Source organism: Pseudomonas sp. MBLB4136, from assembly GCF_051904765.1.
GTDB lineage: Bacteria > Pseudomonadota > Gammaproteobacteria > Pseudomonadales > Pseudomonadaceae > Aquipseudomonas.
In genome coordinates this window covers 4,584,690-4,599,949 of record NZ_CP196713.1, presented here as the reverse complement: position 1 = coordinate 4,599,949, position 15,260 = coordinate 4,584,690, and the positions used below count along the sequence as shown (strand labels likewise).

Annotated in this window: 15 protein-coding genes; 12 read left to right on the top strand and 3 right to left on the bottom strand. The window is 66.7% G+C overall.

All coding sequences use genetic code 11. The features are described 5' to 3' along the window. Window positions 1–3 precede the first annotated feature (3 nt). Both ACSX1D_RS21050 and ACSX1D_RS21045 read left to right on the top strand, forming a co-directional pair. Window positions 4–1,113: an aminopeptidase gene (locus ACSX1D_RS21050; protein ID WP_439860296.1), complete on the top strand. Its 1,110-nt coding sequence runs from the start codon at window positions 4–6 to the stop codon at window positions 1,111–1,113. A 30-nt stretch (window positions 1,114–1,143) separates the two neighbouring features. Then, complete coding sequence (locus ACSX1D_RS21045; protein ID WP_208707615.1) at window positions 1,144–1,374, top strand: DUF1161 domain-containing protein; 231 nt, start codon at window positions 1,144–1,146, stop codon at window positions 1,372–1,374. A gap of 25 nt (window positions 1,375–1,399) precedes the next feature. On the opposite strand, the gene ACSX1D_RS21040 is transcribed toward ACSX1D_RS21045, so the two are convergent. Together ACSX1D_RS21040 and ACSX1D_RS21035 are read right to left on the bottom strand one after the other, a co-directional pair. Continuing rightward, window positions 1,400–2,047, bottom strand: coding sequence for an HAD family hydrolase (locus ACSX1D_RS21040; RefSeq protein ID WP_439860295.1), 648 nt, complete (start codon window positions 2,045–2,047; stop codon window positions 1,400–1,402). Window positions 2,048–2,070: 23 nt separating this feature from the next. Beyond that, window positions 2,071–2,616, bottom strand: coding sequence for a gamma carbonic anhydrase family protein (locus ACSX1D_RS21035; RefSeq protein ID WP_439860294.1), 546 nt, complete (start codon window positions 2,614–2,616; stop codon window positions 2,071–2,073). Window positions 2,617–2,752: 136 nt separating this feature from the next. On the opposite strand from ACSX1D_RS21035, the gene prlC reads away from it, so the two are divergent. Together prlC and ACSX1D_RS21025 are read left to right on the top strand one after the other, a co-directional pair. Next, window positions 2,753–4,801 carry an oligopeptidase A gene (prlC, locus tag ACSX1D_RS21030; RefSeq protein ID WP_439860293.1) on the top strand — a complete coding sequence of 683 codons (2,049 nt, stop codon included), beginning with the start codon at window positions 2,753–2,755 and terminating at the stop codon, window positions 4,799–4,801. Window positions 4,802–4,812: 11 nt separating this feature from the next. Further along, window positions 4,813–5,085 carry a YheV family putative zinc ribbon protein gene (locus tag ACSX1D_RS21025; protein WP_439860292.1) on the top strand — a complete coding sequence of 91 codons (273 nt, stop codon included), beginning with the start codon at window positions 4,813–4,815 and terminating at the stop codon, window positions 5,083–5,085. A gap of 16 nt (window positions 5,086–5,101) precedes the next feature. Here the strand turns inward: ACSX1D_RS21025 and ACSX1D_RS21020 are convergent, their stop codons facing one another. Next, entirely contained in the window at window positions 5,102–5,893 is a 792-nt protein-coding gene (locus ACSX1D_RS21020; RefSeq protein ID WP_439860291.1) for an AraC family transcriptional regulator, read from the bottom strand. 97 nt (window positions 5,894–5,990) lie between these two features. Between ACSX1D_RS21020 and ACSX1D_RS21015 the strand changes: the two genes are divergently transcribed. The 8 genes from ACSX1D_RS21015 to ACSX1D_RS20980 all read left to right on the top strand — a co-directional run bounded on the left by ACSX1D_RS21015 (window position 5,991) and on the right by ACSX1D_RS20980 (window position 15,225). Next, the gene (locus ACSX1D_RS21015; protein ID WP_439860290.1) at window positions 5,991–6,986 is read left to right on the top strand and encodes a bile acid:sodium symporter family protein; all 996 of its coding nucleotides are present in this window, start codon (window positions 5,991–5,993) and stop codon (window positions 6,984–6,986) included. Between the two features lie 87 nt (window positions 6,987–7,073). Then, window positions 7,074–8,132 (top strand): PA0069 family radical SAM protein, encoded by a 1,059-nt coding sequence (locus ACSX1D_RS21010; RefSeq protein ID WP_439860289.1) that lies wholly within the window; start codon window positions 7,074–7,076, stop codon window positions 8,130–8,132. Window positions 8,133–8,289: 157 nt separating this feature from the next. Continuing rightward, window positions 8,290–9,195 carry an AraC family transcriptional regulator gene (locus ACSX1D_RS21005; protein WP_439860288.1) on the top strand — a complete coding sequence of 302 codons (906 nt, stop codon included), beginning with the start codon at window positions 8,290–8,292 and terminating at the stop codon, window positions 9,193–9,195. A 225-nt stretch (window positions 9,196–9,420) separates the two neighbouring features. Then, window positions 9,421–10,731: an ABC transporter substrate-binding protein gene (locus ACSX1D_RS21000; RefSeq protein WP_439860287.1), complete on the top strand. Its 1,311-nt coding sequence runs from the start codon at window positions 9,421–9,423 to the stop codon at window positions 10,729–10,731. A gap of 92 nt (window positions 10,732–10,823) precedes the next feature. Further along, complete coding sequence (locus ACSX1D_RS20995; protein WP_439860286.1) at window positions 10,824–11,756, top strand: carbohydrate ABC transporter permease; 933 nt, start codon at window positions 10,824–10,826, stop codon at window positions 11,754–11,756. Window positions 11,757–11,766: 10 nt separating this feature from the next. Further along, window positions 11,767–12,600: a carbohydrate ABC transporter permease gene (locus ACSX1D_RS20990; protein WP_439860285.1), complete on the top strand. Its 834-nt coding sequence runs from the start codon at window positions 11,767–11,769 to the stop codon at window positions 12,598–12,600. A 15-nt stretch (window positions 12,601–12,615) separates the two neighbouring features. Continuing rightward, on the top strand, window positions 12,616–13,719 hold the full coding sequence (locus ACSX1D_RS20985) for an ABC transporter ATP-binding protein (RefSeq protein ID WP_208707602.1): 1,104 nt from the start codon (window positions 12,616–12,618) through the stop codon (window positions 13,717–13,719). A 33-nt stretch (window positions 13,720–13,752) separates the two neighbouring features. Further along, window positions 13,753–15,225 carry a mannitol dehydrogenase family protein gene (locus ACSX1D_RS20980; RefSeq protein WP_439860284.1) on the top strand — a complete coding sequence of 491 codons (1,473 nt, stop codon included), beginning with the start codon at window positions 13,753–13,755 and terminating at the stop codon, window positions 15,223–15,225. The last annotated feature ends 35 nt before the right edge of the window (window positions 15,226–15,260 follow it).

Below are 15,260 nucleotides of genomic sequence, written 5' to 3'. Positions count from 1 at the left end.
GGCATGACGAGCGCCTCTACCCTCTTCCTTATCGACTCGCCCGCCTGGCGCTGGGTTCCGCTGCTGGCGGCTCTGCTGCTGGCGGGCTGCAGCACCCTGGACTATTACGCCCAGCTGGCCCGCGGCCAGCTCGAGCTGCTGCGCGCGCGCCAGCCCGTCGAGGACCTGCTGGCCGATCCTGCCACCGCCGCGCCGCTGCGCGCGCGCCTGGCCCTGGCGCTGCAGGCGCGCCGTTTCGCCAGTGCCGAGCTGGCCCTGCCGGACAACCGGAGCTACCGCCTGTATGCCGATGTGCAGCGGCCCTATGTGCTGTGGAACCTGTTCGCCACCGCCGAGTTCTCGGTCGAGCCCGAGTTGCACTGCTTTCCGGTCGCCGGCTGCGTCGCCTACCGCGGCTATTACCATCAGGGCCGCGCCCGCGGGGCGGCGGCGCTGCTGCGCCAGCAGGGGCTGGACACCTATATCGGCGGCGTGGAGGCCTATTCGACCCTGGGCTGGTTCGACGACCCGCTGCTCAACACCATGCTGGCCTGGAGCGACGAGCGCCTGGTGGCGGTGATCTTCCACGAGCTGGCGCACCAGCAGCTGTACGTGGCCGATGACACCGCGTTCAACGAGTCCTTCGCCAGCTTCGTCGAGTACGAGGGCCTGCGGCAGTGGCGGGCGGCACGGGGGCTGACGGCGGTGAATGCGCAATCGGACCAGCGGCGCGCGCAGTTCACCGCGCTGGTGCTGGCCAGCCGCGAGCGCCTGCGCGCCCTGTATGCCAGTGAACTGCCGGCGCCGGCCATGCGCGCCGCCAAGCAGGCCGAGTTCGAACGCCTGCGCCGCGACTACCGGGCGCTGCGCGAGCGCCAGTGGGGCGGCGTGGGCCGCTACGATGCTTGGATCGAGGGGCCGCTGAACAACGCCAAGCTGTTGCCGTTCGGCCTCTATGATCGCTGGGTGCCGGCCTTCGCCCGCATGTTCGGCGAAGTGGGCGGCGACTGGCCGGCGTTCTACAGGCGCGTCGCCCTGCTTGGCGAGTTGCCGTCAGAGCAACGCGGCGAGGCGCTGCAGGCCTTGGCGGCCGCCGGACAGAACCGGTCGTCGGCGCCCGCGGTCGAACCCTAGGAATCGTCCGAACGAGAGAGGTGCCGCGCCATGAACAGATGCATCGTGGTTTTGCTGCTTGGCCTGCTGAGCGCGGCCAGCTGGGCGGCGCCCAAGCCCTGCGAGGAGCTGAAGCAGGAGATCGAGGTGAAGATCCAGGCCGCCGGGGTGGCCAGCTACACCCTGGAGATCGTGACCAACGACGAGGTGCATGACCCGAGCATGGTGGTCGGCAGCTGCGACAACGGCACCAGGAAGATCATCTACCAGAAGAACGGTTGAGCCCGGCCAGCCGGGGCGACGGCGCCTAGGCCGCGAACGCCCGACGCAGCTCGCCCAGGGTGGCGAAGTGATAGGTCGGCGCCTCGGCCTGCAGTTCCTCGGCGCTGCCGAAGCCATAACCCACCGCCGCCGCGTCCAGGCCGTTGCGTCGTGCGCCGATCAGGTCGTGCTTGCGGTCGCCGATCATCAGCGTGCCCGCCGGGTTCAGGACCTCCACCTGCAGCAGATGGCCGATCAGCTCGGCCTTGTCGGTGCGCGTGCCGTCCAGTTCGCTGCCATGGATCGCCTGGAAATGCCGGGCGAAGCCGAAGTGCGCGGCGATCCGCTCGGCGAACAGGGTCGGCTTGCTGGTGGCGATATACAGCCGGCGGCCCTGGCCGTTGAGGGTTTCCAGCAGCGCCTGGATGCCGTCAAAGACGCGGTTCTCGTACAGGCCGACCTCGCTGAAGCGCTCGCGGTAATGGCGCACCGCCTGCCAGGCCGTGGCCTCATCCAGGTCATAGCTGTGCATAAAGCACTGCAGCAGCGGCGGGCCGATGAAGTGCTCCAGGCTGGCCAGTTCAGGCTCGTCGATGCCCAGCTGCGCCAGGGCGTGCTGTACCGAACGGGTGATGCCCTCGCGCGGGTCGGTGAGGGTGCCGTCGAGGTCGAAGAGGAGGTTCTGGTAGTGCATGGACAACCTTGTGCGGGCCGCGATCAGTTGGAGGAATAGCCTTCCATCAGGTGCTGGTCCTTCAGGCGCACGTAGTTGTCGGCGCTGTAGCGGAAGTAGCTGCGCTCCTGCGCGGTCAGCGCGCGGGCCTGCCTGGCCGGACTGCCGACGTACAGGTAGCCGCTCTGCAGGCGCTTGCCCGGCGGCACCAGGCTGCCGGCGCCGAGCACCACTTCGTCCTCGATCACCACGCCGTCCATGACGATGCTGCCCATGCCGATCAGCACCCGGTTGCCGACGCTGCAGCCGTGCAGGGTGACCTTGTGGCCGACGGTCACGTCGTCGCCGATGTTCAGCGGATAGCCTCCGGGGTTGAACGGCCCGGCGTGGGTGATGTGCAGCACGCTGCCATCCTGCACGCTGGAGCGCTCGCCGATGCGGATGCTGTGCATGTCGCCGCGGATCACCACCAGCGGCCAGACCGAGCTGTCGTCGCCGATCTCCACGTCGCCGAGGATCACGGCGGAGGCGTCGACGAACACCCGCTCGCCGAGTTGCGGGGTGAACTGTTGGTAACTGCGAATCGCCACGATAGAAACCTCTTGAGCTGCGGTGAGCGGTGATTGTAATTAAGATAGCCGGCAAATCCGCTGAAACCTGGCTTTGCAGGCATTTTGCCAGCGCCGGGTACAGCATGAATTCCCCTTGGTTACAGGTGACTCAGTCGTGACTGCGAACAACCCCCTGCTGCAAGACTTCGACCTGCCACCCTATTCCGCCATCCGTCCCGAGCACGTCGAGCCGGCCATAGACGCCATCCTCGCCGACAGTCGCGCGGCCATCGCCGCGCTGCTCAAGCAACAGTCTGGCACACCGAGCTGGGACGGCCTGGTGCTGGCGCTCGATGAGCTGCATGCGCGCCTGGGTCGGGCCTGGGGCCCGGTCAGCCACCTCAATGCGGTGTGCAACAGCGCCGAACTGCGCCAGGCCTACGAGGCCTGCCTGCCCAAGCTGTCGGAATACTGGACCGAGATGGGCCACAACCGCGCGCTGTACCAGGCCTACCAGGCCCTCGCCGACAGCCCCGCGGCCGCCGGCTTCGAGGTGGCCCAGCAGACCATCCTCAAGCACGCGCTGCGCGACTTCCACCTGTCCGGCATCGACCTGGCGGAGGCCGACAAGCAGCGCTTCGGCGCCATCCAGAGCAAGCTCGCCGAGCTCGGCAGCCGCTTCTCCAACCAGCTGCTGGATGCCACCCAGGCCTGGACCAAGCACGTCAGCGAGGAGGCCCAGCTGGCCGGCCTGACCGATTCGGCCAAGGCGCAGATGCAGCAGGCCGCCGCGGCCAAGGGCCTGGACGGCTGGCTGATCAGCCTGGAGTTCCCCAGCTACTACGCGGTGATGACCTACGCCGACGACCGTGCGTTGCGCGAAGAGCTGTATGCCGCCTACTGCACCCGCGCCTCCGACCAGGGGCCGAATGCCGGTGAGCACGACAACGGCCCGGTGATGCAGGAGATCCTCGACCTGCGCCAGGAACTGGCCCGGCTGCTCGGCTTCGCCAACTACGCCGAGCTGAGCCTGGCGACCAAGATGGCCGAGTCCAGCGAGCAGGTGCTGAGCTTCCTGCGCGACCTGGCCGTGCGCAGCAAGCCCTTCGCCGCCCAGGACCTGGACGAGCTGCGCGCCTTCGCCGCCGAACAGGGCTGTGCGGACCTGCAGAGCTGGGACGTCGGCTACTACGCCGAGAAGCTGCGCGAGCAGCGCTACAGCATTTCCCAGGAAATCCTGCGGCCCTACTTCCCCATCGACAAGGTATTGAGCGGCCTGTTCGCCATCGTCGAGAAGCTCTACGGCATCCAGATCGAGGAGCTCTCCGGCTTCGACACCTGGCACCCGGACGTGCGCCTGTTCGAGATCAAGGAAAACGGCCAGCACGTCGGGCGCTTCTTCTTCGACCTCTACGCCCGCGCCCACAAGCGCGGCGGCGCCTGGATGGACGGCGCCCGCGACAAGCGCCGCAGCGCCAGCGGCGAGCTGGTCAGCCCGGTGGCCAACCTGGTGTGCAACTTCACCCCCGCGGTGAACGGCAAGCCGGCGCTGCTGACCCACGACGAGGTCACCACCCTGTTCCACGAGTTCGGCCACGGCCTGCACCACCTGCTGACCCGGGTCGAGCAGGCCGGTGCCTCGGGCATCAACGGCGTGGCCTGGGACGCGGTCGAGCTGCCCAGCCAGTTCATGGAGAACTGGTGCTGGGAGCCGGAAGGCCTGGCGCTGATCTCCGGCCATTATGAGAGCGGCGAGCCGCTGCCCCGGGACCTGCTGGACAAGATGCTGGCGGCGAAGAACTTCCAGTCCGGGCTGATGATGGTGCGCCAGCTGGAGTTCTCGCTGTTCGACTTCGAGCTGCATGCCCACCACGGCGACGGCCGCAGCGTGCTGCAGGTGCTCGAGGGCGTGCGCGACGAGGTCTCGGTGCTGCGTCCGCCGGCCTACAACCGTTTCGCCAACGGTTTCGCCCACATCTTCGCCGGCGGCTACGCGGCCGGTTACTACAGCTACAAGTGGGCCGAGGTGCTGTCGGCCGACGCCTTCTCGCGCTTCGAGGAAGAGGGCGTGTTCAACGGCGACACCGGCCGCGCCTTCCGCGAGGCGATCCTCGCCCGCGGCGGCTCCGAGGAACCCATGGTGCTGTTCGTCGACTTCCGTGGCCGCGAGCCGCGCATCGACGCCCTGCTCCGTCACCTCGGCCTGAGCCAGGAGGCCGCGTAAGCGGATCGACCATGAGCATCCCCACCAAACGTTTTATCGCCGGCGCGGTATGCCCGGCCTGCAGCGAGATGGACACCATCAAGATGTGGGACGAGGACGGCGTGCCGCACCGCGAGTGCGTCAGCTGCGGCTACGCCGACACCCTGGACGAGCGCGGCAACTCGGTGCCCAAGGAACTGCCGACCCGGGTCAACGTCAGCGCGCTGAAACCCAAGGCCGCCGATCCCAAGGTCAAGGCGGTGCAGTTCTTCCCCAATCCCAAGCTGAACAAGCCCAAGGACTAGCCGTCCGGCCGCGCCGCTAGTCGCGGAAGAATTCGCCGGGGGTGCGGCCGAACTGCTGGCGGAAGGCGGCGATAAAGGCCGAGGTGGAGTCGTAGCCGCTGGCCAGGGCCACGTCGGTGACCCGCTGGCCCTGTTCCAGCGGGGTCAGCGCCGCGAGCAGGCGCAGGCGCTGGCGCCAGGCGCGAAAGGTCAGCCCGGTGTCGCGCAGCAGCAGGCGGCTCAGGGTCTTCTCAGACAGCGCCAGCTCGGCGCTCCACTGGCTCAGGCTGCGGCCATCGTCCGGCTGTGCCTGCAGCTGACGGCACAGGGGCTGCAGGCGCGGGTCGCGTGGCAGCGGCAGGGACAGGCGGACTTCCGCGGCGCCGCGCAGCTGATCCAGCAGCACCTGGGCCAGACGGCCGTCCGCGCCCTGTTCGTCGTATTCCACCGGGCCGGCGCAGAAGCGGTTGATCAGCTCGCGGGTCAGCCGGTCGATTTCCAGCACCCGGCAATGCCCAGGCGCCCAGGCGGTGACGGTGCTGTCCAGGTACAGGCTGCGCATCTCGGTATTGGCCGAGCTGATCACCCCGTGCTCCAGCCCGGCGGGCACCCAGATCGCCCGCTGCGGCGGGGCGACGAAGCTGCCGGCGCTGGTGTGCACGTGCAGCACCCCTTCGATGGCATAGGACAACTGGACCCAGGGGTGGCTGTGCCAGGCGGTGCCGACCTGGCGCGGCAGGGATTCGTTGCGCGCGTAGAGCGGCCGTGGCAGACGGCGCAACGCGGGGATCTGCCGTTCGGGCAGTGGTCTTTGTCCGTTTGGCGACATTATCTGCCCTGGTGGCGTTAGTCGGCATCCAGTGGCCAAGGTAGTGTGGGCGAGCCCAGCGTGGCAAGCCCCGTATTCCTGCTTCGGACTCATCGCCATGGCCCGTTCCCGCCTGTTGCCCGACAACTTCACCCTGACCCTGATCGCGGTGGTCGCCGTCGCCTCCCTTCTGCCGGTCAGTGGCCAGGCGGCGGTGGCCTTCGGCTGGCTGACCAATGCCGCCATCGCCCTGCTGTTCTTCCTGCATGGCGCCAAGCTGTCGCGCGAGGCGATCGTCGCCGGCGCCGCCCACTGGCGCCTGCACCTGCTGGTGTTCGCCTGCACCTTCGTGCTGTTCCCGCTGCTCGGCCTGGCGCTCAAGCCGCTGCTGTCGCCGCTGGTCGGCGAGCAGCTGTACCTGGGCATGCTCTACCTCTGCGCCCTGCCGGCCACGGTGCAGTCGGCCATCGCCTTCACCTCCCTGGCCCGTGGCAACATCCCGGCGGCGATCTGCAGCGCGGCGGCCTCCAGCCTGTTCGGCATCTTCCTTAGCCCGCTGCTGGTGGCGCTGCTGCTCGACGTGCAGGGCGGCGGTGGCTCGACCCTGGACGCCATCGGCAAGATCACCCTGCAGTTGCTGGTGCCCTTTATCGCCGGGCAGGTCGCCCGACGCTGGATCGCCGCCTGGGTCGGGCGCAACAAGGACTGGCTGAAGTACGTCGACCAGGGCTCGATCCTGCTGGTGGTCTACGCCGCGTTCAGCGAGGCGATGGTGGCGGGCATCTGGCAGCAGGTGGCAGCGCTTGAGCTGCTCGCCCTGGCGCTGGCCTGCGTCGTGCTGCTGGCGCTGATGCTGTTGCTGACCCAGCTGCTCGGCAGGTGGCTGGGCTTCGACCAGGAAGACCGCATCACCATCCTCTTCTGCGGTTCGAAGAAGAGCCTGGCCACCGGCATTCCCATGGCCCAGGTGCTGTTCGCCGGCGGCCCGCTGGGCCTGCTGATCCTGCCGCTGATGCTGTTCCACCAGATCCAGCTGATGGTCTGTGCGGTGCTGGCCCAGCGCTACGCCAAACGGCCGCTCGACGCGGCTCTGGGCGCGACTCGGGCGTCCTGAGCGGCTGGCGGGCGACGGCGACGACGGACACTTGGTGAAACGGTCGAGTAACTGTATTTTTGTACAGTATTCCGTCGGAGTCGCGCCATGTCCGTTCCCCTGCCGCCGCGAGGCCGCGGCACCGCCAGCAACCCCGCCAATCGCTTCGCCCCGAGCCGCTCGGTGGCCGAGGACGACGGCTGGCTGCAGGAAGTGCCGCCCAGCCGTGCCACCGAGGTGCGGGTGGAGATGGCCAAGAGCATCATCACCCGCAACCAGTCCCCGGACCTGCCCTTCGACCGCTCGATCAACCCCTACCGCGGTTGTGAGCATGGTTGCATCTACTGCTACGCGCGGCCCAGCCATGCCTACTGGGACCTGTCGCCGGGGCTGGATTTCGAGACCCGGCTGATCGCCAAGAGCAACGCGCCGAGCCTGCTCGAACAGCAGCTGGCCAAGCCCGGCTACGTCTGTGCGCCGATCAACCTGGGTTCCAACACCGACCCCTACCAGCCGATCGAGCGCCAGCAACAGCTGACCCGGCGCACCCTGCAGGTGCTGCTGGATCACCGTCATCCGCTGACCATCGTCACCAAGGGCGCGCTGATCCTGCGTGACCTCGACCTGCTGACCGAGCTGGCGCGTCAGCGCCTGGTGGCGGTGATGATCAGCCTGACCACCCTGGATGACCAGCTCAAGCGCACCCTGGAACCACGCGCGGCGGCGCCGGCGGCCCGCTTGCGGGCGATCCGCGTGCTGCGCGACAACGGCATTCCAGTGGGGGTGCTCTGTGCGCCGATGATCCCGATGATCAACGACATGGAGCTCGAGCGCCTGCTCGAGGCGGCGAAGGAGGCCGGCGCGCAACGCGCGAGCTACATCTTCCTGCGCCTGCCGCGCGAGGTCGCGCCGCTGTTCGCGGAGTGGCTGCAGGCGCACTACCCGCAGCGCGCCGAGCATGTGCTGAGCCTGGTGCGGCAGAGCCGCGGCGGCGAGCTGTACGACAGCCGCTTCGGCGCGCGCATGCGTGGCGAGGGCGCCTTCGCCGCGCTGCTGGCGCAACGCTTCGCCGTGGCCAGAAGGCGCCTCGGTCTGCAAGGTCGCGAAGGCTTCGACCTGGACTGCTCGCGCTTCTGCCCGCCGGGTGGACAGCTGGCGCTGCTGTGAACGCCATGGTGCATTGGTCCGGTGAAGGGATGTGCTTAAATTAATGGATGAGGCTGACGAGCTGCGTGGCGCACGGGAGTTGCCATCCAGCGTTGCCGAGGCCGAGCAGCAGCCCGCCAGCTGTGCCACTTGGGCCACCACGAAGCTACCACGAACCATGACCCGTTATCTGCGCGTACCCGAACCCTCCTTCGAACTGATGGATGACCACGAAGGTCACTCGCTGATCTATCGTCAGCATGGTTTTCCGTCGCCGCTGGTGCGTTGGCATTTCCACAAGGAGTACGAGCTGCACCTGATAGTCGCCAGCTCCGGCAAGGTGTTCATCGGCGACTACATCGGCAACTTTTCCCCGGACAGCCTGTTCCTCACCGGGCCCAACCTGCCGCACAACTGGATCAGCCAGGTCGAAGAGGGCGAGAACTTCGAGCAGCGCGACATGCTGGTCAACTTCACCGACAAGGTGCTGGACAGCGGTATCGCGGTGTTCGACGAGCTCAAGAGCCTGGCGCCGCTGCTGGCGCGGGCGCAGTTCGGCATCGAGTTTCGCGACCCGCGCTGCATTCGCGAGGCGCGGCAGCTGCTGCAGAAGATCGCCGACTCCGAGGGTGCGACCCGGCTCGGTCACTTCTTCATCCTCCTCGAGTTGCTGGCGGCCTGCGAGGACTACCAGTTGCTCTCCGGCCGGCTCCCCGACCAGCCTGCCGACGAGCAGCACGTCGACCGCATCAACCGGGCGGTGGACTACATCTTCCAGCGTTACGCCCAGGACCTGAGCCAGGAAGAGGTGGCGGAGTATCTGGGCATGACCCCGACCTACTTCTCGCGTTTCTTCAAGCAGGCCACCGGGCGCGGCTTCGTCGAGTTCGTCAATCGCCTGCGGGTGAGCAAGTCCTGCGAGTTGTTGAGCAAGAGCGACATGCCGGTGACCGATATCTGCTTCGAGTCCGGCTTCAGCAATATTTCCAACTTCAACCGACGCTTCCTGCAGCTCAAGGGGGTGACCCCGTCCGACTACCGCAAGCTGGTGGTCCAGCGCTTGACCGAGCAGAACCTGTACTGATTCGGTCAGTCGCTAGCGCCACTATCCCCGCTACAGACCTGGTTTCAGAGGCATTGAGCCTGATTTCGGGGTTTGCGCGCGCTCGTTTCAGTGCAAAAAAGTATTGGTTGAGGTGCAGTCGAGGCTTTGTTCGAGGTTTTACGGAGAGGTGTAATGCAGGTCGACTAATACAAAAACAATATCGATCTCCGGTCGCTTTGGCGATGCAGGAGGGGAGTCCATACAATGAACAAATTAGCTACAGCATTAGTTGCCGTTTCCTGCCTGTCCCTCTCGGTGTCTGCCCATGCCGCCGAAAACCTGACCATTGCCACGGTCAACAACAGCGACATGATCCGCATGCAGCGGCTCGCCAAAACCTTCGAAGAGCAGAACCCGCAGATCAACCTGAAGTGGGTGGTGCTCGAAGAGAATGTCCTGCGCCAACGCCTGACCACCGATATCGCCACCAAGGGCGGCCAGTTCGACGTGCTGACCATCGGCATGTACGAGGCGGCGCTGTGGGGCGAGAAAGGCTGGCTGGAGCCGATGACCAACCTGCCGGCCGACTACGCCCTCGACGACGTGTTCCCCTCGGTACGCGAAGGTCTGTCGGTTGATGGCAAGCTCTACGCCCTGCCGTTCTATGCCGAAAGCTCGATCACCTACTACCGCACCGACCTGTTCGAGCAGGCCGGCCTGAGCATGCCCGAGCAACCGACCTGGGAGCAGATGCGCGAGTTCGCCGCGGCGCTGCACAAGCCGGAGCAGGAGCAGTACGGCATCTGCCTGCGCGGCAAGGCCGGCTGGGGCGAGAACATGGCGCTGATCAGCACCGTGGCCAACGCCTACGGCGCGCGCTGGTTCGACGAGCAGTGGCAGCCCGAATTCACCGGCAGCGAGTGGAAGCAGGCGCTCAACTTCTACGTCGATACCCTGAAGCAGTACGGTCCGCCGGGCGCCTCCAGCAACGGCTTCAACGAGAACCTGGCGCTGTTCAACAGCGGCAAGTGCGCGCTGTGGGTCGACGCCAGCGTGGCCGGCTCCTTCGTCACCGACACCAGCCAGAGCAAGGTCGCCGACAAGGTAGGCTTCAGCCGCGCGCCGCAGCAGGTCACCGACAAGGGTTCGGCCTGGTTGTATTCCTGGGCACTGGGCATCCCCACCAGTTCCAAATCCAAGGCGGCGGCCAAGCGCTTCAGCGCCTGGGCCACGTCCCAGGCCTACGCCAAGCTGGTCGCCGACACCGATGGCGTGGCCAACGTGCCGCCGGGCACCCGCGCCTCGACCTACAGCGACGCCTACATGGCGGCCGCACCGTTCGCCAAGGTCACCCTGGAGTCGCTGAAGCGGGCCGACCCGGCCGATCCGACCCTCAAGCCGGTGCCCTATGTGGGTATCCAGTTGGTCACCATTCCCGAGTTCCAGGCCATCGGCACCCAGGTCGGCATGCAGTTCACTGCAGCGCTTACCGGCCACATGTCGGTCGACCAGGCGCTCATGGCGGCCCAGCAGTCCACGGCGCGCGAAATGAAGCGCGCGGGCTATCCTAAGTAGCCCACCTCACCTAGACCGTCCTGGCGCCGCGCTTACCGCCCCGTAGGCCGGTGCCCGACCGTCCGTTCTCGCCGAATCTACACGGAGTCGCCATGACTACTTCGACCCTCGATACGCACCTGAAAAGTGCGCCCGCGACCGCCAGCGGCAAGCGCTGCGCGCTCAAGCCGGGCTGGTTTCTGGTCAGCCCTTCGGTGGCCCTGCTGCTGCTGTGGATGATCGTCCCCCTGGGCATGACCATCTATTTCTCGCTGATTCGCTACAACCTGCTGTATCCCGGCGAGAACCAGTTCGTCGGTCTGGAGAACTTCGAGTACTTCCTCAGCGACGCCGGCTTCATGCCCGGTGCTCTCAATACCCTGTTGCTGGTTGGCAGCGTGCTGCTGATCAGCGTGGTGTTCGGCGTGCTGATCGCCGCGCTGCTGGAAGCCTGCGAGTTCTGGGGTCGGGGCGTGGTGCGGGTGCTGCTGATCTCGCCCTTCTTCATCATGCCGACGGTCAGTGCACTGGTGTGGAAGAACCTGATCCTGCATCCGGTCTCCGGGATCCTCGCGGCGATCTGGAAGTTCTTCGGCGCCGAGCCGGTGGACTGGCTGGCCCAGTACCCGCTGCTGTCGATCATCTTCATCGTGTCCTGGCAGTGGCTGCCGTTCGCCATCCTGATCCTGATGACCGCCATGCAGTCGCTGGACCAGGACCAGAAGGAGGCCGCGCGTCTCGACGGTGCGGGCTCCCTGGCGATCTTCTGGCACCTGACCCTGCCGCACCTGGCGCGGCCGATCGCCGTGGTGGTGATGATCGAGACGATCTTCCTGCTCTCGGTGTTCGCCGAAATCTTCACCACCACCAGCGGCGGTCCGGGCTTCGAGTCCACCAACCTGGCCTACCTGATCTACAACCACGCGCTGCTGCAGTTCGACGTCGGTATGGCATCGGCGGGCGGGCTGATCGCGGTGGTCATCGCCAATCTGGCGGCGATCGTGCTGATCCGAATGATCGGCAAGAACCTCACCAACCAGCAATGAGGCCTTGATCATGCTGACGCTTAAACAATCCCGTCGCCTGCAGAGTGTGCTGGTGGGTTCTTCGGCCTGGGCTATCGCCGCGCTGATCTTCTTCCCGATCCTGTGGATGATCCTCACCAGCTTCAAAACCGAAATCGCCGCGTTCGCCACGCCGCCGCAGTTCGTCTTCATGCCGACGCTGGAGAACTACCTGCTGATCAACGAGCGCAGTGACTACTTCAGCTTCGCCTGGAATTCGCTGCTGATTTCCTCCGTGGCGACCCTGCTGTGCATGCTTATCGCGGTGCCGGCGGCCTACTCCATGGCCTTCTTCGAGAGCCGCCACACCAAGCGCACGCTGCTGTGGATGCTGTCGACCAAGATGCTGCCGCCGGTGGGCGTGCTGATGCCGATCTACCTGATCTGCCAGAGCCTGGGCCTGCTCGATTCGCGCATCGCGCTGATCGTCATCTACACCCTGATCAACCTGCCGATCGTGGTCTGGATGATTTACACCTACTTCAAGGACATCCCCGTCGACATCCTCGAAGCCGCACGTCTGGACGGCGCCACCACCCTGCAGGAGATCGGCCGCGTGCTGCTGCCGATCGCCCGCGGTGGCCTGGCCTCGACCATGTTGCTGTCGTTGATCCTGTGCTGGAACGAGGCGTTCTGGTCGCTCAACCTGACCTCCTCGGCCGCCGCCCCGCTGACCGCGCTGGTCGCTTCCTACTCCAGTCCAGAAGGCCTGTTCTGGGCCAAGCTCTCGGCGGTTTCGACCCTGGCTTGTGCGCCCATCCTGATCTTCGGCTGGATCAGCCAAAAACAACTCGTACGCGGCCTGTCCTTCGGCGCAGTCAAGTAACAAGAGGATTTCCCCATGGCAGATTTGAAGATTCGCAACCTGAAAAAAGGCTTCGACGGCACCGCCATCATCAAGGGCATCGACCTGGACGTACGCGACCGCGAGTTCGTGGTGTTCGTCGGGCCGTCCGGCTGCGGCAAGTCCACCCTGCTGCGGCTGATCGCCGGGCTGGAGGAAGTCACCAGCGGCACCATCGAACTGGATGGCAAGGACATCACCGACACGGCCCCGGCCAAGCGCGACCTGGCCATGGTGTTCCAGACCTACGCCCTGTACCCGCACATGACCGTGCGCAAGAACCTGTCCTTCGCCCTCGACCTGGCCGGCGTGGACAAGCGCGAGGTGCAGGAGAAGGTCGACAACGCCGCGGCCATCCTCGAGCTCAAGCCGCTGCTCGAGCGCAAGCCCAAGCAACTCTCCGGCGGCCAGCGCCAGCGCGTGGCCATCGGCCGCGCCATCGTGCGCAACCCGAAGATATTCCTGTTCGACGAGCCGCTGTCCAACCTCGACGCGGCCCTGCGGGTGCAGACCCGCCTGGAGCTGGCGCGTCTGCACCAGGAGCTGCAGGCGACCATGATCTACGTGACCCACGACCAGGTCGAGGCCATGACCCTGGCCGACAAGGTGGTGGTGCTCAACGGCGGGCGCGTCGAGCAGGTCGGCTCGCCCATGGAGCTGTATCACCATCCGGCCAACCTGTTCGTCGCCGGCTTCCTCGGCACGCCGAAGATGGGCTTCCTGCGGGGCCAGACCGCCAAGGTCGACGCTGCCGCCTGCGAAGTGAAGCTGGAGTGCGGCGCGCAGCTGAGCCTGCCGCTGGCCGCCGCCGGCCTGGCCGCGGGCAGCGCGGTGACCCTGGGCGTGCGTCCCGAGCACTTCGACATCGTGCCGGCCGGCCAGGGCCAGCTGCGGGTCACCGCCGATGTCAGCGAGCGCCTGGGCAGCGATACCTACTGCCACGTGCGTTGCGCCTCCGGGGAGATGCTGACCATCCGCGTACGTGGCGATTTCGCCCCGCGCGCCGGCGAAGTCCTGGAGCTGGCTTTCGACCCGGCCCACTGCCACCTGTTCGACGCCGATGGCCAGGCCATTGCCAAACGACTCCAGCAGGCGGCCTGAGGCCGCCCGCCAGACCCATCCAGGAATGCACAGATGAAACTCAATCGCCAGCACCTCGACCAGTTGGCGGCGCCTATCGCGCTGCCCGCGTACCGTGCCGACACCACCCAGCAGGGCATCGTCCACATCGGTGTCGGTGGTTTCCATCGCGCCCACCAGGCGTACTACACCGAGGCCCTGATGAACCAGGGCGAGGCCCTCGACTGGAGCATCTGCGGCGTCGGCCTGCGCGGCGCCGACCGCGCCATGCGCGATGCCCTGGCCGCCCAGGACTACCTCTATACCCTGGTCGAGCTGGGCGACGATGCGGACAACGCGGTGCAGGTGGTGGGCGCCATCAGCGGCATGCTGCTGGCCGAGGATTCGCCCCAGGCGCTGATCGACAAGCTGGCCGATCCGGCGATCCGCATCGTCTCGCTGACCATCACCGAAGGCGGCTACTGCATGGACGACAGCAGCGGCGAGTTTCTCGCCGAGCTGCCGGACATCCAGCACGACCTGACCCACCCCGAGGCGCCGCGCAGCGTCTTCGGCTTTCTCTGTGCGGCCCTGGCCCGGCGCCGCGCCGCCGGCACCCCGGCGTTCACCCTGATGTCCTGCGATAACCTGCCGCACAACGGCGCGGTCACGCGCAAGGCGCTGCTCAGCTTCGCCGGCCTGGCCGACCCCGAGCTGGCCGCCTGGATTCAGGCCAATGTCAGCTTTCCCAACGCCATGGTCGATCGCATCACGCCCATGACCAGCGATGCGCACCGCCAGCAACTGGCCGAGCGCCACGGCATCGAGGACGCCTGGCCGGTGGTCTGCGAGCCCTTCGCCCAGTGGGTGCTGGAGGACAAGTTCGTCAACGGCCGGCCGGCCTGGGAAAAGGTCGGCGTGCAGTTCACCGACGACGTCACGCCCTACGAAGAGATGAAGATCAAGCTGCTCAACGGCAGCCATCTGGCGCTCACCTACCTGGGCTTCCTCCAGGGCTATCGCTTCGTCCACGAGGCGATGAACGACCCGCTGCTGCGGCGTTACGTGCGCGCCTTCATGGACCTGGACGTGACCCCGCAACTGGCGCCGGTGCCGGGCATCGACCTGGAGGTCTACAAGGACACCCTGATCGAGCGTTTCTGCAACCAGGCCATCGCCGATCAGCTGGAGCGGATCTGCTCCGACGGCTCGTCGAAACTGCCCAAGTTCATCGTGCCGACCCTCAACCGGCTGCTCGAAGACGGCGCCGCGCTGGAGCGTGGCGCCCTGGTGGTGGCGGCCTGGGCGCTGTACCTCAAGGGCGTCGACGAGAACGGCGAGCAGTACCGGATCGTCGACCCACGCGCCGAGCACTGCCAGGCGCTGATCGATGACGACCAGCAGCTAACCGCCCGGGTACTGGGTGAGGAGACGATCTTCGGCAGCGCACTGGCCGCCTCCCCGGCCTTCGTCGCCGCCTTCGAGCGCAATCTCGAGAGCCTGCGCAGCCAGGGGGTGAGCGCCACCCTGCAGGCCCTGCTCGCCTAACCCCCCATGCCCGCGAAGGCGCCTTCCCCTGATAA